Annotated in this window: 17 protein-coding genes; 1 reads left to right on the plus strand and 16 read right to left on the minus strand. The window is 68.5% G+C overall.

What is annotated here, in order from left to right; translation table 11 throughout:
• Window positions 1-65 precede the first annotated feature (65 nt).
• The 13 genes from ACFU5K_RS01910 to ACFU5K_RS01970 all read right to left on the minus strand — a co-directional run bounded on the left by ACFU5K_RS01910 (window position 66) and on the right by ACFU5K_RS01970 (window position 17,004).
• Window positions 66-845, minus strand: a complete 780-nt coding sequence (locus tag ACFU5K_RS01910) for a TIGR03936 family radical SAM-associated protein (RefSeq protein ID WP_384055401.1) — start codon at window positions 843-845, stop codon at window positions 66-68.
• 122 nt (window positions 846-967) lie between these two features.
• Complete coding sequence (locus ACFU5K_RS01915) at window positions 968-1,378, minus strand: hypothetical protein (protein ID WP_384055404.1); 411 nt, start codon at window positions 1,376-1,378, stop codon at window positions 968-970.
• Window positions 1,379-1,737: 359 nt separating this feature from the next.
• Entirely contained in the window at window positions 1,738-3,666 is a 1,929-nt protein-coding gene (locus ACFU5K_RS01920; RefSeq protein ID WP_384055407.1) for a TIGR03960 family B12-binding radical SAM protein, read from the minus strand.
• A gap of 50 nt (window positions 3,667-3,716) precedes the next feature.
• Complete coding sequence (locus ACFU5K_RS01925; RefSeq protein ID WP_384055410.1) at window positions 3,717-5,243, minus strand: CHAD domain-containing protein; 1,527 nt, start codon at window positions 5,241-5,243, stop codon at window positions 3,717-3,719.
• A 50-nt stretch (window positions 5,244-5,293) separates the two neighbouring features.
• Window positions 5,294-6,484, minus strand: a complete 1,191-nt coding sequence (gene rodA / locus ACFU5K_RS01930; RefSeq protein ID WP_384055413.1) for a rod shape-determining protein RodA — start codon at window positions 6,482-6,484, stop codon at window positions 5,294-5,296.
• Window positions 6,484-8,661 (minus strand): penicillin-binding protein 2, encoded by a 2,178-nt coding sequence (gene mrdA / locus ACFU5K_RS01935; RefSeq protein WP_384055416.1) that lies wholly within the window; start codon window positions 8,659-8,661, stop codon window positions 6,484-6,486. The genes rodA and mrdA overlap by 1 nt, the downstream gene beginning before the upstream one ends.
• A 73-nt stretch (window positions 8,662-8,734) precedes the next feature.
• Complete coding sequence (gene mreD / locus ACFU5K_RS01940) at window positions 8,735-9,397, minus strand: rod shape-determining protein MreD (RefSeq protein ID WP_384055419.1); 663 nt, start codon at window positions 9,395-9,397, stop codon at window positions 8,735-8,737.
• An 11-nt stretch (window positions 9,398-9,408) separates the two neighbouring features.
• A complete protein-coding gene (mreC, locus tag ACFU5K_RS01945; RefSeq protein ID WP_384055422.1) occupies window positions 9,409-10,455 on the minus strand; it encodes a rod shape-determining protein MreC in 1,047 nt (348 codons plus the stop codon).
• 97 nt (window positions 10,456-10,552) lie between these two features.
• Window positions 10,553-11,572, minus strand: a complete 1,020-nt coding sequence (locus tag ACFU5K_RS01950) for a rod shape-determining protein (protein ID WP_015577137.1) — start codon at window positions 11,570-11,572, stop codon at window positions 10,553-10,555.
• Window positions 11,573-11,864: 292 nt separating this feature from the next.
• Window positions 11,865-12,278, minus strand: a complete 414-nt coding sequence (gene ndk, locus ACFU5K_RS01955; protein ID WP_360992056.1) for a nucleoside-diphosphate kinase — start codon at window positions 12,276-12,278, stop codon at window positions 11,865-11,867.
• Window positions 12,279-12,364: 86 nt separating this feature from the next.
• Complete coding sequence (locus ACFU5K_RS01960) at window positions 12,365-12,733, minus strand: DUF4233 domain-containing protein (protein ID WP_384055427.1); 369 nt, start codon at window positions 12,731-12,733, stop codon at window positions 12,365-12,367.
• Between the two features lie 3 nt (window positions 12,734-12,736).
• The gene (locus ACFU5K_RS01965; protein WP_384055430.1) at window positions 12,737-14,260 is read right to left on the minus strand and encodes a bifunctional folylpolyglutamate synthase/dihydrofolate synthase; all 1,524 of its coding nucleotides are present in this window, start codon (window positions 14,258-14,260) and stop codon (window positions 12,737-12,739) included.
• Window positions 14,261-14,382: 122 nt separating this feature from the next.
• Window positions 14,383-17,004: a valine--tRNA ligase gene (locus ACFU5K_RS01970; protein WP_384055433.1), complete on the minus strand. Its 2,622-nt coding sequence runs from the start codon at window positions 17,002-17,004 to the stop codon at window positions 14,383-14,385.
• 138 nt (window positions 17,005-17,142) lie between these two features.
• Between ACFU5K_RS01970 and ACFU5K_RS01975 the strand changes: the two genes are divergently transcribed.
• Window positions 17,143-18,150, plus strand: a complete 1,008-nt coding sequence (locus ACFU5K_RS01975; protein WP_384055436.1) for a hypothetical protein — start codon at window positions 17,143-17,145, stop codon at window positions 18,148-18,150.
• Window positions 18,151-18,220: 70 nt separating this feature from the next.
• Here ACFU5K_RS01975 and clpX read toward each other — a convergent pair whose 3' ends face one another.
• From clpX to ACFU5K_RS01990, 3 genes are all read right to left on the minus strand, one after another.
• Complete coding sequence (gene clpX, locus ACFU5K_RS01980; RefSeq protein ID WP_384055440.1) at window positions 18,221-19,519, minus strand: ATP-dependent Clp protease ATP-binding subunit ClpX; 1,299 nt, start codon at window positions 19,517-19,519, stop codon at window positions 18,221-18,223.
• Between the two features lie 156 nt (window positions 19,520-19,675).
• Window positions 19,676-20,359 (minus strand): ATP-dependent Clp protease proteolytic subunit, encoded by a 684-nt coding sequence (locus ACFU5K_RS01985; protein WP_384055658.1) that lies wholly within the window; start codon window positions 20,357-20,359, stop codon window positions 19,676-19,678.
• 66 nt (window positions 20,360-20,425) lie between these two features.
• Entirely contained in the window at window positions 20,426-21,031 is a 606-nt protein-coding gene (locus ACFU5K_RS01990) for an ATP-dependent Clp protease proteolytic subunit (RefSeq protein WP_327122356.1), read from the minus strand.
• Window positions 21,032-21,285 lie beyond the last annotated feature (254 nt).

Consider the following 21,285-nt stretch of genomic DNA (forward strand, 5'->3'; position numbering starts at 1 on the left):
ATGGGGCGGTGCGCGGCCCGACCCAGATGGCTCCCGAGTCAGAGGGCTGCGCTACGACGACCGCCTTACGCGGAACCTGCACCTTCCGGCGCCGCCGCGGCGGCGGCCGGATCGGCCGTGGAAACGGCCGGGGCTGCCTCGCGGTCGGGCGCGAGCGGGTCGGTCACCGTGCCGGACTCCTCGTCGAAGAGCCCCTGCGCCAGCCTGGTCACCGCTGCGGGGACCGGCGGCGTCAGGTCGGCCACAACTCGGAGACCTGAAAGGACGTCGTCGGGTCGCACGGCAGGTGTCACGTGCCGCACTACCAGCCGCAGTATCGCACAGGGCCTGTCCCCGGGCCTATCAGACTGTGGATCAAGAGCCTGCAGGTCGGCGACGGCGGCGCGGGCGTCGAAGCTCCGCATGCCGTTCTTGGCCCGGCGCTGGACCTCGACGGTCCCGGCGTCCAGGAACGCGGCCACGGCCTTCTTCGCGTCCTCCACGCCGACCCCGTCCAGCCGCATCTCCCATACGGAGGCGGTCAGCCGTTCGGCCAGGCCGGAGGTGCGGACCTCCACCGCGTCGATCACGTCGAGCCCGTCGGGCATCGACGCGTCGAGCAGCTTGCGGAGGGTGTCGGGATCCCGCGCCTCGGTGAGGGCGATCTCCAGGAACTCGGCCTCGCTGCCCGTACCCGTGGGGGCGGCGTTAGCGTACGACACCTTGGGGTGCGGGGTGAATCCGGCCGAGTAGGCCATGGGCACCTCGGAGCGGCGCAGCGCCCGCTCGAAGGCACGCTGGAAGTCTCTGTGACTGGTGAACCGGAGGCGGCCCCGCTTGGTGTAGCGCAGTCGGATGCGCTGCACCGCCGGTGCGGGCGGCGGGCCTTCGGGCTGTCGCTTGCCCAGTGGTTCTTCTCCTCGGTGCGGGGCGGCCGCGGTGGCGTGCCGCCCACGAAGTACAGGGTGCCCCGGGGTGCCGTTCCGGTTCACCCCCGCTCGGCGGTTCTGCCGTGCTGCGGGGAGATCTCGGACGCGGGCGCCGCGCTGGGGACAGTCGTTGTCCTACCCAGGGTACGCGCAGCGGACCCTTCCGTTTTCCGCGCGTCCCCGACCTGCGGCGGTCCCACCAGTGCACGCCACGTGTCCCGCCGCGCCGCGCGCAGCGTCTCCCGTGCCGTGGACAGCGCGCCACGGACCGCGCGGCCCGTGTCCAGTGCCGCCCGTCGGGCGGGAGCCCAGACCGCGTCGCGCAGGAAGTGACCCACCGGTGTGCACACCGCGCGGAAGACCCACGCCGCCGGAGCAGCGACCAGATGCCGCACCAGCCAGGCCAGTACCCGGCCGACGGCGCGCGAGATGAACCCCGCGATCGGGCCTTGACCCCGGATGTTGGACACACGAGACACTGGATCCTGAGGATCTGAGAACGGACATCTCGTGGTCATGAAGAACTACCCGCCGCAGTTCAAGGCGGACGCGGTCGCGCCCACCACGGTTCGGCCAGGGGCCGCTGATGCCCAGAGAACGCAAAAGGCGTCCGGCTCTGTGTCAGGCCGGACGCCCTTTACCTAGATCCACTCCACGGCAGAGACGATGCGCGCGTCTTGCCGAGGGGCAGGGAGCGGCGTGCGCCGCGATGGGCGAGGAAGCTGCTCACGCTCCTTCGCCCCGAGCCCTCGAAGAATCTCGTCACGCTCAGCATCGGTCGTGCCGGCCAGCGCCTCAGCCATCCGCCGGACGGCATCTCCGCTGGTCACTAGGGCTTCTTGACCGTGAGCGGAAGCATCTTTTTACCGCTCTCACTCAGTTGTGGCCATGTGTCGAACTGCGGGCACACGCCACAGTCGAAGCACGGCGTCCAGCGGCAGTCCTCGACCTCGGTCTCGTCGAGTGAGTCCTGCCAGTCCTCCCAGAGCCAGTCCTTGTCGAGGCCGGAGTCCAGGTGGTCCCAGGGCAGGACCTCCTCGTACGTCCGCTCGCGGGTGGTGTACCAGTCGACGTCCACGCCGAAGGCGGGCAGCGTCTTCTCGGCGCTCTTCATCCAGAGGTCGTAGCTGAAGTGCTCGCGCCAGCCGTCGAAGCGGCCGCCGGACTCGTACACCGCGCGGATGACGGAACCGACGCGGCGGTCACCACGGGAGAGCAGGCCCTCGACGATGCCCGGCTTGCCGTCGTGGTAGCGGAAGCCGATGGAGCGCCCGTACTTCTTGTCGTCCCGGATCTTGTCCCGGAGCTTCTTCAGCCGGGCGTCGGTGTCCTCGGCGCTGAGCTGCGGGGCCCACTGGAAGGGCGTGTGGGGCTTGGGCACGAAGCCGCCGATGGAGACGGTGCAGCGGATGTCGTTCTGGCCGGATACCTCGCGGCCCTTGGCGATCACGTTGACCGCCATGTCGCCGATCTGGAGGACGTCCTCGTCGGTCTCGGTGGGCAGGCCGCACATGAAGTACAGCTTCACCTGGCGCCAGCCGTTGCCGTACGCGGTGGAGACCGTGCGGATCAGGTCCTCCTCCGAGACCATCTTGTTGATGACCTTGCGCATGCGCTCGGAGCCGCCCTCGGGGGCGAAGGTGAGTCCGGACCTGCGGCCGTTGCGGGTCAGCTCGTTGGCCAGGTCGACGTTGAAGGCGTCGACCCGGGTGGAGGGCAGCGAGAGGCCGATCTTGTCCTCGGTGTACCGGTCCGCGAGGCCCTTCGCGATGTCACCGATCTCGGAGTGGTCCGCGGAGGAGAGGGAGAGGAGGCCGACCTCCTCGAAGCCGGTGGCCTTGAGCCCCTTCTCGACCATCTCGCCGATGCCGGTGATGCTTCGCTCCCGCACGGGGCGCGTGATCATGCCGGCCTGGCAGAAACGGCAGCCGCGGGTGCAGCCGCGGAAGATCTCGACGGACATCCGCTCGTGGACGGTCTCGGCGAGGGGGACGAGCGGCTGCTTGGGGTACGGCCACTCGTCCAGGTCCATGACCGTGTGCTTGGACACACGCCACGGCACGCCGGACTTGTTGGGTACCACGCGGCCGATGCGGCCGTCGGGGAGGTACTCGACGTCGTAGAAGCCGGGGACGTAGACGCCGCCCGTCCTCGCGAGGCGGAACAGCACCTCCTCGCGGCCTCCGGGCCGGCCCTCGGCCTTCCATGCGCGGACGATCTCGGTGATCTCCAGGACCGCCTGCTCGCCGTCGCCGATCACCGCGCAGTCGATGAAGTCCGCGATCGGCTCGGGGTTGAACGCGGCGTGGCCGCCCGCCAGCACGATCGGGTGGTCCACGGTCCGGTCCTTGGACTCCAGCGGGATGCCCGCGAGGTCCAGGGCCGTGAGCATGTTGGTGTAGCCGAGCTCGGTGGAGAAGCTCAGGCCGAACACGTCGAAGGCACCGACGGGGCGGTGGCTGTCCACGGTGAACTGCGGCACCTGGTGTTCGCGCATCAGCTCCTCGAGGTCCGGCCACACGCTGTACGTGCGTTCGGCGAGGACGCCGTCGCGCTCGTTGAGCACCTCGTAAAGGATCATGACGCCCTGGTTGGGCAGCCCGACCTCGTAGGCGTCCGGGTACATGAGTGCCCAGCGGACGTCGCATTCGTCCCACGGTTTGACGGTGGAGTTCAGCTCACCGCCGACGTACTGGATGGGCTTCTGCACATGCGGGAGCAGAGCTTCGAGCTGTGGGAAGACCGACTCGGCAGACATCTGAGGACCTTCGTAGCTGGCAGGGGTGACCATCTAGCGTAACCCGGTGCTCAGCCTTCCAGTGCCGCCCGCAGCCGGGGCAGCGACGCCCGCGCCCACACTTCGGGCAGTTCCCGTTCCCGCGCCTGCGCCGCCGCTTCCTCACGGCCGTACAGGAGTCCCCAGGTGAAGGCGGACTCCCCCGCTCCGTGAGCCTGGACCGCGAGTGCGCGCAGGGCGTCCCGGGCCATGACGCTGTCCTGGTGGTCGCCGAGGACCGACTGCACGGACTTCATCCGCCGGGAGAACTCCTTGGCGGGCGCGCCCAGCGCCGGCCTCGCGAGGTCGGCGGCGTAGCGGACACGTTTGGTGGCCTTGCGCGCCTCGTGCATCGCCAGGTCACGCTCCGGGCCGGCCGGCTGTTCGAGGGCGTGGCCGACGCGGTCGGCAAGGCGGGCGTAGTCCTTGAGCACCGCGCGGGGCAGCTCGTCCTTGGGGTCCTTGGCGGCAGCGCGCCTGAGCGGGGGATCTTCGATGAGGGCGTCCAGAGCGTCCAGCAGGTCGAGATAACGCTCGCTGTCGAGTACGTCGGCGACCCGGCGCCGCGCCCCGGCGCCCGCGGCGACAGAGGCCAGGTCCAGCCGGGCGGTCACGGGACCCAGGACCAGGGTGTCGGGCAGCCCGGCGACACGGGAGCGGAGCCGGGCGTCGAGGACTTCCTGGTCGCGTCCGGTCCCGAGCTCGCCGGCCAGCCACTTGAGTTCGTCGCGGAGCGGATCGGTGACGGTGTGGTCGAGGATCCTGCGGTACGTCCTGAAGGCACTGCGCAGCCTCCGCGTGGCGACCCGCATGCGGTGGACGGAGTCGGGAAGGTCGCGGCGCACGGCGGGATCGAGCCGGACGACGGCTTCGGTCTGGCGGCGTACGTAAGCGAGCACGTGGTCGCCCGCAGTGCGCGGGGGCCCGGCCTTCCGGGCCTTCGGCCGCTTCTCGGGAGCCGTCTCGGCCAGTGCCCTGGCGAGCTTGGACGGGGAGGCGGAGGAGTGGACACCGGCCTTGCGCAGCCGGCGCTCCACGGCGTCGAGTACGGCGGGGTCCACGTCGTCGGCCAGCTCGACCTCCAGCTCCGTCCAGGCCGAGGTGGTGCCGCGGCCCTCCTCGGTGAGGCGCTCGGCGAGGACTTCGTCGACGCTCAGTTCGGCGAGCAGGGCGCCGTCCTCGTCGAGGAGGTGATGGACGTCGCGCGCGGAGAGGATCCGTACGACGGGGACCACCTTCGCGTTGCGCACGCGGGATCGGAGCAGTCCGGCGAATTCGGCCGGCAGGTCGTCGCCGAGGGGGGCCCGGATCTCGTCGCGGACGTCGGCGGACACGGGGAACTTGAGGTGCCACCCGGCGTCGCCGCCTCCGGTCCGGCGCCTCAGCGTGAGGGAGCCGGCGGCCAGTGCGAAGTCCTCGGTGTCGTAGTAGACGGCGTCGAGTTCACTCAGGCCCCGGTGGACGACGGACGAGACCCCGGCTGCGCGGGTCAGGTCCGGCAGCCGGGTCTCGGGAGTCGCTTCGTACTTCCGCTCGACCTCACGCTTCGAGTCCGCCATAGGACGAATCTATCCACGATCGGCGCGGTCATGCAGGACAGCTCGTGGGCTCAGGCCGTTATCGGCCGCTGCACCCGGATCGACTGGAGCAGCCCGATGGCCACCCAGACGGCGAACATCGAGGATCCTCCGTACGACACGAAGGGCAGCGGGAGTCCCGCCACCGGCATGATCCCGAGCGTCATGCCGATGTTCTCGAAGGACTGGAAGGCGAACCAGGCGATGATCCCGGCGGCCACGACGGTCCCGTACAGCTCGGTCGTCTCCCGGGCGATCCGGCAGGCGCGCCACAAAATGACGCCGAGCAGGACGATGATCAGTCCGGCTCCGAGGAACCCGAGCTCCTCACCGGCGACGGTGAACACGAAGTCGGTCTGCTGCTCGGGGACAAACTGGCCCGTCGTCTGCGAACCGTTGAAGAGGCCGGTCCCCGAGAGTCCGCCGGAGCCGATCGCGATGCGGGCCTGGTTGGTGTTGTAGCCGACTCCGGCCGGGTCGAGCGCCGGGTTGGCGAAGGCCGCGAAGCGGGCGATCTGGTAGTCGTCGAGCACACCGAGCTGCCAGACGGCCACCGCGCCCGCCGTGCCCGCGCCGAGGAGTCCGAAGACCCAGCGGTTGGACGCCCCCGAGGCGAGGAGCACGCCGAGCACGATGACGACCATGACCATGACGGAACCGAGGTCGGGCATCAGCATGACGACCGCCATAGGGATGACGGCCACTCCGAGCGCCTTGGCGACCGTCCGGTGATCGGGGTGCTGCTGGTCGCCGGCGTCGACACGGGCGGCGAGCAGCATGGCCATGCCGAGGATGATCGTGATCTTGGTGAACTCGGAGGGCTGGAGGGAGAACCCGCCAGGCAGGAGGATCCAGGCGTGCGCGCCGTTGACGGTCGCACCCAGCGGGGTGAGGACGGCGAGGACCAGCACGACCGAGATGCCGTAGAGGACCGGCACCGCGCCCCGGAGGGTGCGGTGGCCGAGCCACACGGTGCCGATCATCAGCCCCAGGCCGATTCCGGTGTTCAGCGCGTGCCGGAAGAGGAAGTAGTACGGGTCGCCGTGCGTCAGCGAGTCGCGGCCACGGGTCGCCGACCAGACGAGGAGCGAGCCGACGAACGACAGGGCGACCGCCGAGCCGAGCAGTGGCCAGTCCAGCCGCCGCACGACGGAGTCGCGGGCGGTGAGTTTGGCCCAGGAGGAACGCTCGGGGGCGTAGCGCGAGACGGAGAAGCCTGCCATCAGTCCCGCCTCCCCGGGGCTCCGGCGAGGACTGCGGCAAGGGCCTGCGTACCGTCCTCGGCGGGCGGCTCGGGGACGTAGGGCTTGATCTTCGGCGACTCGATCTGGCCGTCGGGCTTGATCCTGGGCAGTGCCTTCTGGGGCTTGGGCAGCAGGGCCTTCTTGAGGTTCTGCTTGCCGGCGGAGTCGAGTCCGTAGAGCGCGTTGTAGATGTTGCGCACGGCGGGACCGGAGGCCCCGGAACCCGTACCGCCCTGAGAGATCGTCATGACGATCGAGTAGTCCTTGGTGTACGTGGCGAACCAGGAGGTCGTCTGCTTGCCGTAGACCTCGGCCGTGCCCGTCTTGGCGTGCATCGGGATCTTGTCCTGGGGCCATCCGCCGAACCGCCATGCGGCACTGCCCCGGGTCGCGACTCCCGCGAGGGCTTCGTCTATCTCGTCGCGCGTGTCTCCCTTGAAGGGGAGCTTGCCGTGCGACCGGGGCTTGATCTCCTGGACGGTCTTTCCGTCGCCGCTGACGATCGCCTTGCCGACGGTCGGGTCGTACAGGGTTCCGCCGTTGGAGATCGCGGCGTAGATGGTCGCCATCTGGATCGGGGTGACGAGCGTGTCGCCCTGGCCGATGGAGTAGTTGACGGAGTCACCGGCACGCATCTTGTAGCCCTCGATGCAGCCTTCGTACGCGATCTTCTCGACGTAGGTGCCGTCCTTCTTGCCCTGCTTGCACCACGACGTCTTGTTGGCGTCGTAGAAGCTCTGCTTCCACTGACGGTCGGGGACCCGGCCGGAGACCTCGTTGGGGAGGTCGATGCCGGTCTCCTTGCCGAGGCCGAACTGGTGGGCCGTCTTGTAGAACCAGTCGCCCGGGTTCTTCTTCGGCTTGTTTCCGCCGTCCTTCTGCCACTCCTTGTGCGCCAGGCCGTAGTAGACCGTGTCGCAGGAGACCTCGAGCGCACGGCCGATGGTGATGCTGCCGTAGCCCTGGGACTCGAAGTTCTTGAAGGTCTGGCCCCCGATGGAGTACGAGCTCGGGCACGGGTAGTTGCCGTCGAACGGGTAACCGGCGTTGACCGCGGCGGTCGAGGAGATCACCTTGAAGATGGAGCCCGGGGCCGCGGTGCCCTGGATGGCCCTGTTCAGCAGCGGGAAGTTGGACTTCTTGCCGGTGAGCTTGGCGTAGTCCTTGGCGGAGATGCCGCCGATCCAGGCGTTGGGGTCGTACGTCGGCAGGGACGCCATCGAGACGATGCGGCCGGTCTTGGCCTCCATCACGACGACGGCGCCGGAGTCAGCCTTGTAGAGCTGGTTGGTGTTGCGGTCCATCTCCTTGCGGGCCGTCTCCATCGCCTTGTTGAGTTCGTACTCGGCGACGGACTGGACGCGGGCGTCGATGGAGGTGATGACGCTGGCGCCGGGCTCAGCCTCGTCGTTCTGCGCCTGGCCGATGACCCGGCCGAGGTTGTCGACCTCGTAGCGGGTGACACCGGCCTTGCCACGCAGTTCCTTGTCGTAGGTGCGCTCCAGGCCGGAGCGGCCGACCTGGTCGGAGCGCAGGTAGGGCGACTCGGTGTCCTGGGCCTTGGTGACCTCGTCGTCGGTGACCGGCGAGAGGTAGCCGAGGACCTGGGCGGTGTTGGCCTTGCCGGGTGCGGCGTAGCGGCGTACGGCGGTGGGTTCGGCGGTGATGCCGGGGAAGTCCTCGGCGCGCTCGCGGATGGTGAGGGCCTGCTGTGTCGTGGCCTCGTCGGTCACCGGGATCGGCTGGTAGGGCGAGCCGTTCCAGCAGGGCTGCGGGGTCTTGGCGTCGCAGAGCCGGACCTTGTCCTGAACGTCCTTGGCCTTCATGTCCAGGACATCGGCCAGCCGGGTGAGCACGCCGACGCCGTCGTCCTTCATCTTCATCAGCTCGGTGCGGCTGGCGGACACGACGAGTCGGGTCTCGTTGTCGGCGAGGGGCACGCCCCGTGCGTCGAGGATCGCTCCCCGGACGGCGGGCTGGACGACCTGCTGCACGTGGTTGTTCTTGGCCTCGTCCGTGTACTCCTGCCCGTTGCGGATCTGGAGGTACCAGAGCCGCCCGCCGAGCGTCAGGAGCAGGGAGAAGACGAGGACCTGGATGACGACGAGACGGATCTGGACCCGCTGGGTCCGTCCGGTCTCCGGAATGTTGCTCACGGGGCGCCCCCGGTGGTGGTCTGGCCGGGGTCACGGGGGTCGCCCCCGGTGCTCGTCCGGTGCCGGTACGGCCTCACAGTCGCTTGACCCCCTTGATCCTTCCCGCGCGTGCGGCGCGGTTCCGGGCGGCCCTCAGGCGCATCCCGCCCCGCTGGCTGCCGATCCGCAGCCCGGTGCCCGTGGCCAGCCAGCCGGCGGCGACGTCTCCGCTGCCGGAACTGTCGGCCACGGGGTCGTTCTCGGTACGTCTGGCGAGCGCCATGATCAGCGGAACCGTGAACGGCGCGAGGAGCAGGTCGTACACGGCGGCGGTGAACAGCAGGCTGCCCAGGCCCACATGGCGGGCCGCGGTGTCGCCCACGAGGGCGCCGACCCCGGCGTACAGCAGAGTCGATCCGATGGCCGCGGCCACCACGAAGGCCATCGGGGTGAACGCCGACTTGAGCTGGCCCTTCTCGGGCCGGGCCATTCCGGCGACGTAGCCGATGAGGCAGAGCACCAACGCGTAGCGCCCGGCCGCGTGGTCGGCGGGCGGCGCCAGGTCGGCGAGGAGGCCCGCGCCGAAGCCGATGAGGGCGCCGCTGACGGGTCCGTAGACGAAGGCGAGCCCGAGGACGACGAGGAGCACCAGGTCAGGCGTGGCGCCCGGGAGCTGGAGGCGGGCGAGTACGGAGACCTGGATGACGAGGGCGACCACGACCAGGGAGACGGAGAGCAGCGTCCGGTTGATACGCATGGGGATCAGCTCTATTCCTGGTCGTTCGCCGCGTCACCGGCGGGTGTGTCGGCGTTCGCGGAGGGGCTGCCGGAGGCATCCGGGTCGGGCTTCTCGTTGACGTTCCCGACGACCTTTCCGCCGGCGTCGACGAGGTCGCCGTTCGGCTGGACGGTCACCGTGACGGTCGGGGTGGGCTTGGGCTTCTCCGGCTTCTTGGGCTGCTTCGGCAGGACCATGTCGCGGGGGTTCTCGCGGGGTGCCTGGACGACGACTCCGACGATGTCGAGCTTGGTGAAGCCCACGAACGGGCGGACGTAGACGGTCCGGGTCAGGTCACCACCCGAGGGGTCCACACGCACGACCTGGCCGACCGGCACGCCGGGGACGAAGGGCTTGTCCTTGCTGGACCCGAAGGTGACGAGGCGGTCGCCCTTCTTCACGTCGGCCTTGCCGTTGAGGAACTGGACCGAGAGCGGCCGGGAGCCCTGTCCGGTCGCGAAGCCGAGCTCGTCGGTCTTCTCCAGCCGGGTGCCGACGGTGAAGTCGGGGTCGTTGGCCAGCAGGACGGTCGCGGTGTCCGGGCCGACCGTGGTGACCCGGCCGACGAGCCCCTCGCCGTTCAGTACGGTCATGTCGCGCAGGATGCCGTCGTGCGTCCCCGCGTCGATGGTGATCGTCCAGGAGAAGCCCTGGGCCGCTCCTATGGCGATGACCTGGGCGCCCTTGATGCCGTACTGGCCGGCTCCGGCGCTCTTGAGCATGGTGTCCAGCTGACGGACCTTGCTGGTGTTGCGGTCGTCGCTGCCGAGCCTGGTCTTCAGTGCGGCGTTCTCCTGCTCCAGGGCCGCGATCCGGTCGTGCCGGTCACCGGACTCCCGTACGGCGCCGATGGCGTTGCCCACCGGGTCCACCGCTGCCGCGACGCCGTTCTCGACCGGCCCGAAGACCGTGGCGGCGGCCTGCCGGGCTCCGTCCACCGGTGACTCCTCGCCACCGCGGATATCGACCGTGATCAGGGCGAATGCGATGGCGATCAGCAGCACCAGGAGCAGCCGGCTCTCTCGTGTGTCCCTCACGTGCGGCGGCCGTGCCTTCCTCGTCGGAATATTCGTGCCTGTATACCGACGTTCCGCCGTACGGGCGGTTTGCGCCCGTACGGCGGAACATCATTTTCTACCTTCGGGGCTGGGCGTCCAGCACCTGCTGCAGCGCCTCGAACTCCTCGACGCACTTGCCGGATCCGAGTGCCACCGAGTCAAGCGGGTCCTCGGCGATGTGGATCGGCATGCCCGTCTCGTGGCGCAGCCGCTCGTCGAGACCCCGCAGGAGCGCGCCGCCGCCGGTGAGGACGATGCCGCGGTCCATGACGTCACCGGAGAGCTCCGGCGGGCACTTGTCGAGCGTCGTCTTCACGGCGTCGACGATCGCGTTGACCGGTTCCTCGATGGCCTTGCGGACCTCGGTGGCCGAGATGACGACGGTCTTGGGCAGGCCCGAGACCAGGTCCCGGCCGCGGATCTCGGTGTGCTCGTCCTTCTCCATCTCGAAGGCCGAACCGATGGTGATCTTGATCTGTTCGGCGGTGCGCTCACCGAGGAGGAGGGAGTACTCCTTCTTGACGTGCTGGATGATCGCGTTGTCCAGTTCGTCACCGGCCACCCGGATCGACTGGGCAGTGACGATTCCGCCGAGCGAGATCACCGCGACCTCGGTGGTGCCGCCACCGATGTCGACGACCATGTTCCCGGTGGCCTCGTGGACCGGCAGTCCGGAGCCGATGGCCGCGGCCATGGGCTCTTCGATGATGTGCACCTGGCGCGCGCCGGCCTGCGTCGACGCCTCGATGACGGCGCGTCGCTCGACTCCTGTGATGCCGGAGGGCACACAGACGACGACCCGCGGGCGGGCCAGGTAGCGGCGCTTGTGGATCTTGAGGATGAAGTAGCGGAGCATACGCTCCGTGATCTCGAAGTCGGCGATCACACCGTCCTTCAGCGGCCGCACGGCAACGATGTTGCCGGGCGTGCGGCCGATCATCTTCTTGGCCTCGGAGCCGACCGCCAGGATGCCGCCGGTGTTGGTGTTGATGGCCACGACGGACGGCTCGTTCAGTACGATGCCGCGCCCCCTGACGTACACCAGCGTGTTGGCAGTCCCGAGGTCGATAGCCATGTCACGGCCGATGAACGACATTGAGTTCCCCTTGTTCCCCATGAGGATGCGTCGGGCCTTCCCGGAAAGCGAAGAATGGCTTGTTCAGGTAGGCGAGGGTTGGCGCTGCGGGCGTGGAAGCTTCCATCGTAGTGCCGTATGCACGGACACAGCGCGAGGGTCCTTCGCCATGGCGAGCAGAACGGCTTCCCGTTCCACCCATGGTGACGTTACGTCGGAGGGATGCGTTCCCGCGATACGGGACCCTATGCCGAAGGGCGACCGAATTACTTCGGTCGCCCCAGGTCATGAGCGCTGTTTGGCGGAGCCGAAGTCAGGAGAGGCCGGGAAAGAAAAGCTTGAGTTCTCGCTCTGCGGACTCCTCGGAGTCCGAGGCGTGGATGAGGTTCTCCCGGGTGACCGTGCCGAAGTCGCCGCGGATCGAGCCGGGCGCGGCGGCGATCGGGTCGGTCGGGCCGGCCAGGGCGCGGACACCCTCGATCACCCGCTCGCCTTCGGCCACAAGAGCGACGACGGGGCCGGAAGCCATGAACTCGACGAGCGGCTCGTAGAACGGACGGCCCTTGTGCTCGCCGTAGTGCTGCTCCAGGGTCGCGAGGTCGAGCGTGCGCAGCTCCAGCGCTGTGATCGTCCAACCGGCCTTGCGCTCGATGCGGCCGACGATCTCGCCGATCAGCCCACGCCGGACGGCGTCGGGCTTGAGAAGGACGAGGGTGCGCTGAGTCATGTGCGGCTCCTTGCAGACTTTCGGGTGCGGGTGAGGGGGAGATTACAGGGATGCGCGAGCGGCCCGACGGCCGGGCTCACTCTGCGTCATCCCTGGGCCGGAGCCTGGGCGCTCTCCTGCGCCTCGGCCTGCGCCGCCCACCGCGCCTTCGCCTCGTCGATCTTGCGGCCGTAGTGCACGGACGCCCACCACAGGGCGCCGAAGGCGATCCCCAGGATGTACATCATCGGGACGAAGAAGCCGCTCAGCACCAGCGCGATTTGCAGCGCCCAGCCGAACTGGACGCCACCGGGCCTGGTGATCACCCCGCACAGCAGGACGGACAGCAGCATCCCGACTCCGCAGACCGTCCACACCGTGCCCATGGACATACCGTCGAGTTTCATCGCCACGAGTCCGGCGAAGCCGATGACGAAGAACTCACCGATCAGCGTCGATGCGCAGAGCGTACGCACAGGTCAGCGCCTTCCCAGAAGCAGCCGGGCCTCGCCGACCGTGATCACGGAACCGGTCACCAGGACGCCCGCGCCCGCGTATTCGGCATCCTCCTCGGCGAGGGTGATGGCCGCCTCCAGGGCGTCGTCCAGACGGGGCTCGACCTGGACGCGCTCGTGGCCGAAGACCTCGACGGCGATCGCGGCGAGCTCGTCCGCGTCCATGGCGCGGTCGCTGGAGTTCCGGGTGACGACGATCTCGGCGAAGATGGGCTCGAAGGCTTCGAGGAGCCCCCGGACGTCCTTGCCGTCACTGGCGCCGACGACCCCGATGAGCCGCGTGAAGCTGAACGCCTCGCTGACCCCCTCCGAAGCCGCGAGGGCGCCGGCGGGGTTGTGCGCCGCGTCCAGCACGATCGTCGGGCTGGAGCGCACGACCTCCAGCCGGCCCGGTGAGAGCACCGAGAGGAATGCCTTGCGGACCACCTCGACGTCGAGGCTGCGGGCCTGCTCCGCGCCGATGCCGAAGAACGCCTCGACGGCCGCGAGCGCCACCACCGCGTTGTGCGCCTGGTGGGCGCCGTACAGCGGCAGGAAGATGTCGTCGTACTCGCCGCCCAGGCCCCGAAGCGTCAGGAGCTGGCCGCCGACCGCGATCTCCCGCGAGACGATGCCGAACTCCATGCCCTCGCGGGCCACCGTGGCGTCCACCTCGACGGCCTTCTTCAGCATCACCTGCGCGGCGTCGACCGGCTGCTGGGCCAGGATCACCGTCGCGTCCTGCTTGATGACGCCGGACTTCTCCTCGGCGATCTCGGCCGGGGTCGTACCGAGCCGGTCGGTGTGGTCGAGGGAGATCGGTGTGATCACGGCGACCGAACCGTCGATGACGTTCGTCGCGTCCCAGGTCCCGCCCATGCCGACCTCGACGACAGCGACGTCGACCGGCGCGTCGGCGAAGGCCGCGTACGCCATGCCTGTCAGCACCTCGAAGAAGGAGAGCCGGTAAGGCTGCTGGGCGTCGACCATCTCGACGTAGGGCTTGATGTCGTTGTACGTCTCGATGAAGCGCTCGGCCTCGATCGGCGCACCGTCCAGGCTGATGCGTTCGGTGACCGACTGGACGTGCGGCGAGGTGTAGCGGCCGGTACGGAGCTCGAAGGCGCCGAGCAGCGCCTCGATCATCCGGGCGGTGCTGGTCTTGCCGTTGGTCCCCGTGATGTGGATCGAGGGGTAGGCGCGCTGGGGCTCGCCGAGCACGTCCATCAGGGCGGCGATCCGGGTCACCGACGGCTCGAGCTTGGTCTCGCCCCAGCGGCCGGCGAGCTCCTGCTCCACGGCGCGCAGCGCCCTGTCCGTCTCGGGGTCGGCGGGGCGGTCGGGGACCGCCTCACCCTGCGGCGCACCGGACTGGGTGCGCAGCGTGCGGCTCCCGGCCTCGATCACCGCCAGGTCGGGGTCGCGCTGGGTCTCTTCGTCGACGATCTCCGCGAAGGTGTCGTCGGGATCTGACGCGTCGTGCCGGTCTGAAGGGCGGGGCTCACTCACAGGGCCAGTCTACGGATGGCTTCGGACATCGCGCGCAGCGCCCGCCGGGGTGCGTCACCGGGGCACGGCGAAGCCCCCGCACTCCCGGTCGGTCGGCGCGCGGGGGCTTCGTGCTCAGGTCATCAGCCCTGGGGCAGATTCGCCAGCTGGCTGGTGATCCGCTCGATGTCGGCCTCCGCCTTGGCGAGCCGGCCGCGGATCTTGTCGACCACGTTGTCCGGCGCCTTGGCCAGGAAGGCTTCGTTGCCGAGCTTGCCCGTGGCCTGGGCCTTCTCCTTTTCGGCCGCGCCCAGGTCCTTCGTCAGGCGCTTGCGCTCCGCCTCGACGTCGATCGTGCCGGACAGGTCGAGAGCGACCGAGGCTCCGGCGACCGGCAGCGTCGCCGTGGCGTGGAAGCCGTCCCCGGCGGGCTGCAGGCGCGTGAGCTGACGCATGGCCGCCTCGTGGGGGGCGAGCGCCGTGCCCGTCAGGGAGAGCTCGGCAGGGACCTTCTGACCTGGCTGAAGACCCTGATCGTTGCGGAATCGGCGGACCTCCGTGACGACCTGCTGGACGAGTTCGATCTCAAGCTCGGCCGCGTCGTCGCGGAAACCGGAATCCGCCGGCCATTCGGCGATGACGATCGACTCGCGTCCGGTCAGTGCGGTCCACAGCGACTCGGTGACGAAGGGGACGATCGGATGCAGAAGTCGCAACATCACGTCGAGGACCTCGCCCAGGACCCGCCCTGAGACATCGGCCGGACGACCGCCCGCGAAGAAGGTCGTCTTGGAGAGCTCGACGTACCAGTCGAAGACCTCGTCCCAGGCGAAGTGCCGCAGCGCTTCACTGATCTTGGCGAACTGGAAGTCGTCGTAAAACGCGTCGACGTCCGCGACCGTCTTGTTCAGCCGCGAAAGGATCCAGCGGTCGGTCACCGACATCTCGTCGGCGGACGGCAGTTCGCCCTCGATGGTCGCGCCGTTCATCAGCGCGAAACGGGTGGCGTTCCAGATCTTGTTGGCGAACTTCGCCGAACCCTGGACCCAGTCCTCGCCGATCGGGACGTCGGTGCCCGGGTTGGCTCCGCGCGCGAGGGTGAAGCGCAGGGCGTCCGAGCCGTACTTGTCCATCCAGTCCAGCGGGTTGACCACGTTGCCGAAGGACTTCGACATCTTCTTGCCATGCTCGTCGCGGACCATGCCGTGCAGGACGATCGTGCCGAACGGCGGAACACCGTCGTTGACGTACAACCCGAACATCATCATCCGGGCGACCCAGAAGAACAGGATGTCGTAGCCGGTGACGAGGACGGAGTTGGGGTAGAACTTCGCAAGGCTGTCGGTCTGTTCGGGCCAACCGAGCGTGGAGAACGGCCACAGACCCGAGGAGAACCAGGTGTCCAGGACGTCGCTGTCCTGCGTCCAGCCCTCGCCGGTGGGCGCCTCGTCGTCCGGTCCGACACACACCATCTCGCCGTCGGGCCCATGCCAAACCGGGATGCGGTGCCCCCACCAGAGCTGACGTGAGATGCACCAGTCGTGGAGGTTGTCGACCCAGTCGAAGTACCGCTTCTCCATTTCCTGAGGGTGAATCTTGACCTTGCCCTCGCGGACGGCGTCACCGGCCGCCTTGGCGAGGGGAGCGACCGCGACCCACCACTGCATGGACAGACGCGGTTCGACGGTGGTCTTGCAGCGCGAGCAGTGGCCGACGGAGTGGACGTACGGCCGCTTCTCGGCGACGATCCGACCCTCGGCACGCAGGGCGGCGACGATGGTGGAGCGGGCCTCAAGCCGGTCCAGCCCCTCGAAGGGGCCAGGGACGGTGATGACGGCGCGCTCGTCCAGGACGGTGAGGAAAGGCAGGCCGTGGCGTGTGCCGATCTCGAAGTCGTTCGGGTCGTGCGCCGGGGTCACCTTGACGGCGCCGGTTCCGAACGCGGGGTCGACATGGCGGTCGGCGACGACCGGGATCGTCCGGTCGGTCAGCGGCAGCTTGATCTGCTTGCCGACGAGATGCCTGTAGCGCTCGTCGTCGGGGTGGACGGCGACGGCTGTGTCACCGAGCATTGTCTCGGCCCGGGTGGTGGCGACGACGATGGTCTCGTCGCCCTCGCCGTACTGCATGGAGACGAGCTCGCCGTCGTCCTCCTGGTACTCCACCTCGATGTCGGAGATGGCCGTGAGACACCGCGGGCACCAGTTGACGATGCGTTCCTTGCGGTAGATCAGCTCGTCGTCGTACATCTGCTTGAAGACGGTCTGGACGGCCTTGGACAGGCCCTCGTCCATCGTGAAGCGCTCACGGGACCATGCGACACCCTCGCCGAGACGCCGCATCTGTCCGGAGATCTGGCCGCCAGACTCGTTCTTCCACTGCCAGACACGCTCGACGAAGGCCTCGCGCCCCAGGTCGTGGCGGGACTTGCCTTCCTTGCCGAGCTCACGCTCGACGACGTTCTGGGTGGCGATGCCGGCGTGGTCCATGCCCGGCTGGTACAGCGCCTCAAAGCCCTGCATCCGCTTACGGCGGACCAGCGCGTCGATCAGCGTGTGCTCGAAGGCGTGGCCCAGGTGGAGTGATCCGGTGACGTTCGGCGGCGGGATGACGATGCTGTAGGGCGGCTTGTCGCTGTTCTCGTCAACTTCGAAATACCCGCGCTCTACCCAGCGCTCGTACAGCTTCCCCTCTACCTCGGCCGGCGCGTACTGGGTCGGCAGTTCGGGGATGCTGGCTGGCTGCTGCACTGGGTTCTCGGTCACGCCACACAGTTTAGGGGCGTCACAGTCGTGCACTGAAACCGGTTTGTTGAGTAACGGTGTGCCGCCGGATGCCCTGTGCGGAGGTCGCTTCCGTCAGGATGTGCGGAACGCATAAGCATTCTGGAGGGGGACAGCACCATGAGCCACAACCAGCCGGGGCCGTACGGCGGTCAGCCGCCGCAGGGCCAGCCCGGACCCTACGGTCAGCAGCCGGGCCCCTACGGCCAGCAGCCCGGCCCGTACGGCGGTCCGCCGCCGCAGGGCCAGCCCAGCTACGGCTACCCGCAGCAGGCCCCCCAGGGCGTTCCGCCGCAGCAGCAGCCCCCGCAGCCGGGCTACGGCTACCCACAGGGCCAGCAGCCGGGGCCGTACGGCCAGCAGCCCCCCACTCCCCCGTACGGCGGCCAGCCGGCCTACCCCGGCATGCCTCCGCAGCCGGGTGCCCCGAAGAAGAAGACGGGCCTGATCATCGGCTCGGCCGTGGTGGCGCTGGCCGTCGTCGCGGGCGGTGTGTACTTCTTCACGTCGGGCGGAGGCGGCGGCAACAGCGACGTGGCGGACTCGACGAAGGGCTACAGACTGACGCCCGCCGCCTCGGTGGACGACTACAAGAGGGACTCCAAGGAGATGTCATCGGGCCCGATGACGGGCAAGGAGAAGAAGGACGCCGAGGCCCTGGGCATGAACAACCCCCAGAAGGCCGAGGCCCAGTACGCGAGCGGCGACCTCGCGAAGAATCCGCTCACGACCAAGATGCTGATGCTCAGCGGCGCCTGGGGCGAGGTCTCGGATCCGGCGAAAGCCGTCGACGGGATGTTCGAGCAAGCGAAGAGCGGGGTCTCCGAGAGCGACAAGGACGCGGAGATCTCCCTGGTCGGCAGCCCCAAGAACGTGACGCCGCCCGGTTTCAAGGGTGCGCTGATGAAGTGCCAGGACATGAAGATGCTCAACTCCAAGGCCGACGGCACCCCGGCGGGCGGTCCCAAGGAGATGGTCATGCCCGTCTGCATCTGGGCCGACTACAGCACCGTCGCCGCCGTGATCGGATTCGACATCGGTGCCGCGATGACCAACAAACCCGTTTCGCAGGACGAGGTGGCGGCCCTCGCGGCCAAGCTCTACAACACCTCACGCACCAAGATCTGACCTGACCCGCAAAGCCGAAGGGGCGCCCAGCCGTTGGCCGGGCGCCCCTTCGGCGTGTGTGCCGCCGCCGCTACGCGGACTTCTCGTGGCGGCCGCCGTCGTTCTTGCCGATCGTGCGCGGCTCGCGCGGGACCAGCGTCGGGTTGACGTTGTTGCGGACGACGTCCGAGGTGATGACCACGCGGGCCACGTCCTTGCGGGACGGGACCTCGTACATCACGGACTGCAGGACCTCTTCCATGATGGCGCGCAGCCCGCGCGCGCCCGTCTGGCGGAGGATCGCCTGGTCGGCGATGGCTTCGAGGGCCTCTCGCTCGAAGTCCAGCTCGACGCCGTCGAGTTCGAACAGGCGCTGGTACTGCTTGACCAGTGCGTTGCGCGGCTCGACCAGGATCTGGAGCAGCGCCTCGCGGTCCAGGTTGTGGACCGAGGTCAGCACGGGGAGGCGGCCGATGAACTCGGGGATCATCCCGAACTTCACCAGGTCCTCCGGCATGACCTCCTGGAACTGGTCGCTCGCCTGGATCTCAAGCTTGGAACGGATCGTCGCGCCGAAGCCGATGCCCTTGGCACCGGCCCGCGACTCGATGATCTTCTCCAGGCCCGAGAAGGCACCGCCCACGATGAACAGCACGTTCGTCGTGTCGATCTGGATGAACTCCTGGTGGGGGTGCTTCCGTCCGCCCTGCGGCGGGACGGAGGCGGTGGTGCCCTCCAGGATCTTCAACAGGGCCTGCTGGACGCCCTCGCCGGACACGTCCCGCGTGATCGACGGGTTCTCGCTCTTGCGCGCGACCTTGTCGATCTCGTCGATGTAGATGATCCCCGTCTCGGCCTTCTTGACGTCGTAGTCAGCGGCCTGGATCAGCTTGAGCAGGATGTTCTCGACGTCCTCGCCGACGTAACCGGCCTCGGTCAGCGCCGTCGCGTCCGCGATGGCGAACGGGACGTTGAGCATGCGGGCCAGCGTCTGCGCGAGGAGCGTCTTGCCGGAGCCCGTGGGGCCCAGCAGCAGGATGTTGGACTTGGCGAGCTCGATCGCGTCGTCACGGTTCGAACCGCTGCCGTTCTCGCCCGCCTGGACCCGCTTGTAGTGGTTGTACACGGCGACCGAGAGGGCCTTCTTCGCGGGCTCCTGCCCGACGACGTACCCCTCGAGGAACTCGTAGATCTCACGGGGCTTGGGGAGTTCCTCCCACCGCACCTCAGAGGTCTCCGCGAGTTCCTCCTCGATGATCTCGTTGCAGAGATCGATGCACTCGTCGCAGATGTACACACCGGGTCCCGCGATGAGCTTCTTCACCTGCTTCTGGCTCTTTCCGCAGAACGAGCACTTGAGCAAGTCGCCGCCATCACCGATGCGTGCCACGAGGTGCTTCCCCTTCGCCTGGGAGCAGCCTGGTACAGCGGCTCCTGGTGCCTCTATCCGACGGTACCTTGCCTGGCCCCCCGTTCGGGCCCCCCTTGGCACGGTTCACACGGCCGTGGCCGTGAATACGGAATGTGCCAAGGGGAAAGACCGACGTCAGAGGGACGCGCCGGCCGTGGTCTTACGGGTGGAGACAATCTGGTCCACCAGACCGTACGCGAGTGCGTCCTCCGCGGTAAGGATCTTGTCCCGCTCGATGTCCTCGCTGATCTTCTCCAGCGGGGTCGTGGAGTGCTTGGCCAGCATCTCCTCGAGCTGCGTGCGCATCCGCAGGATCTCGTTGGCCGCGATCTCCAGGTCGGAGAGCTGCTCACGGCCGGTCTGCGAGGACGGCTGGTGGATCAGCACACGGGCGTGCGGGAGTGCCATGCGCTTGCCCGGGGTGCCCGCGGCCAGCAGAACGGCCGCGGCGGAGGCGGCCTGGCCCATGCAGACCGTCTGGATGTCCGGCTTCACGAACTGCATCGTGTCGTAGATCGCGGTGAGCGCGGTGAACGAGCCGCCAGGGCTGTTGATGTAGATCGAGATGTCGCGGTCCGGGTCCATCGACTCCAGGCACAGCAACTGCGCCATGACGTCGTTGGCCGAGGCGTCGTCGATCTGGACGCCGAGGAAGATCACGCGCTCCTCGAAGAGCTTCGCGTACGGGTCGTACTCACGCACACCCTGCGAGGTGCGCTCCACGAAGCGCGGGACGACGTAGCGGTTGTCCACCTGCGGGCCGGTGTAGAGGCCGCTCGCGGAGGCGCCGGAGAAGTTGTTCATGTGGGTGTTCACCATCCTGGTGGCGTTCATGGGGCTGGAGGTCTCGGCGTACGAGAGGGTGCGGGGTGGTGCACGCCTGGGTCAGGCGCCGGTACCGCCGCCGCCCGGGATGCCCGACGCGAACGTGATGATCTCGTCGATGAGGCCGTAGTCCTTGGCCTCCTCGGCGGTGTACCAGCGGTCGCGGTCACCGTCACGGATGATCGTCTCCACGGTCTGGCCGGAGTGGTGGGCCGTGATCTCCGCCATGCGCGTCTTCGTGCGGAGGAGGTACTGGGCCTGGATCTTGATGTCCGAGGCGGTACCGCCGATGCCGGCCGAACCCTGGTGCATGAGGATGTCGGTGTTCGGGAGCGCGAAGCGCTTGCCCGCGGTGCCACCGGTGAGCAGGAACTGGCCCATCGAGGCCGCCATGCCCATACCGATGGTGACCACGTCGTTCGGGATGTACTGCATGGTGTCGTAGACCGCCATGCCTGCCGTCACCGAGCCGCCGGGGCTGTTGATGTAGAGGTAGATGTCCTTGTCCGGGTCGGCGGCAAGGAGCAGAAGCTGCGCGGTGATCTTGTTGGCGATGTCATCGTCGACCTGCTGGCCGAGGAAGATGATGCGCTCGCCGAGCAGTCGGCTGTAGACCTGGTCACCGAGGCCTCCACCGAGGGACGGCTCTCCGGCGGCGTAGGGCATCAGATTCGTCACGTATCCACCTGCTCGTCTCTGACGGCTCCGGCCGTCTCAGCGTCTTCGTACCGGGTGGGCCGGGACTACCCGACCCTTCCTCTTCATGGACCCTAACGCGCAGGTGGGACAACGCCATCCCGCTTCCCCAACTGTTCGCTGGGAGCGCAAGGTCGGCAGTCCGGACATGGGTCCCCAGGCGCGGGCCGATACGGCGGCGGGCCCCGGACGCGGTACGTCCGGGGCCCGCCGTGCGGATCAGA

The organism is Streptomyces sp. NPDC057428 (assembly GCF_042803195.1).
GTDB lineage: Bacteria > Actinomycetota > Actinomycetes > Streptomycetales > Streptomycetaceae > Streptomyces.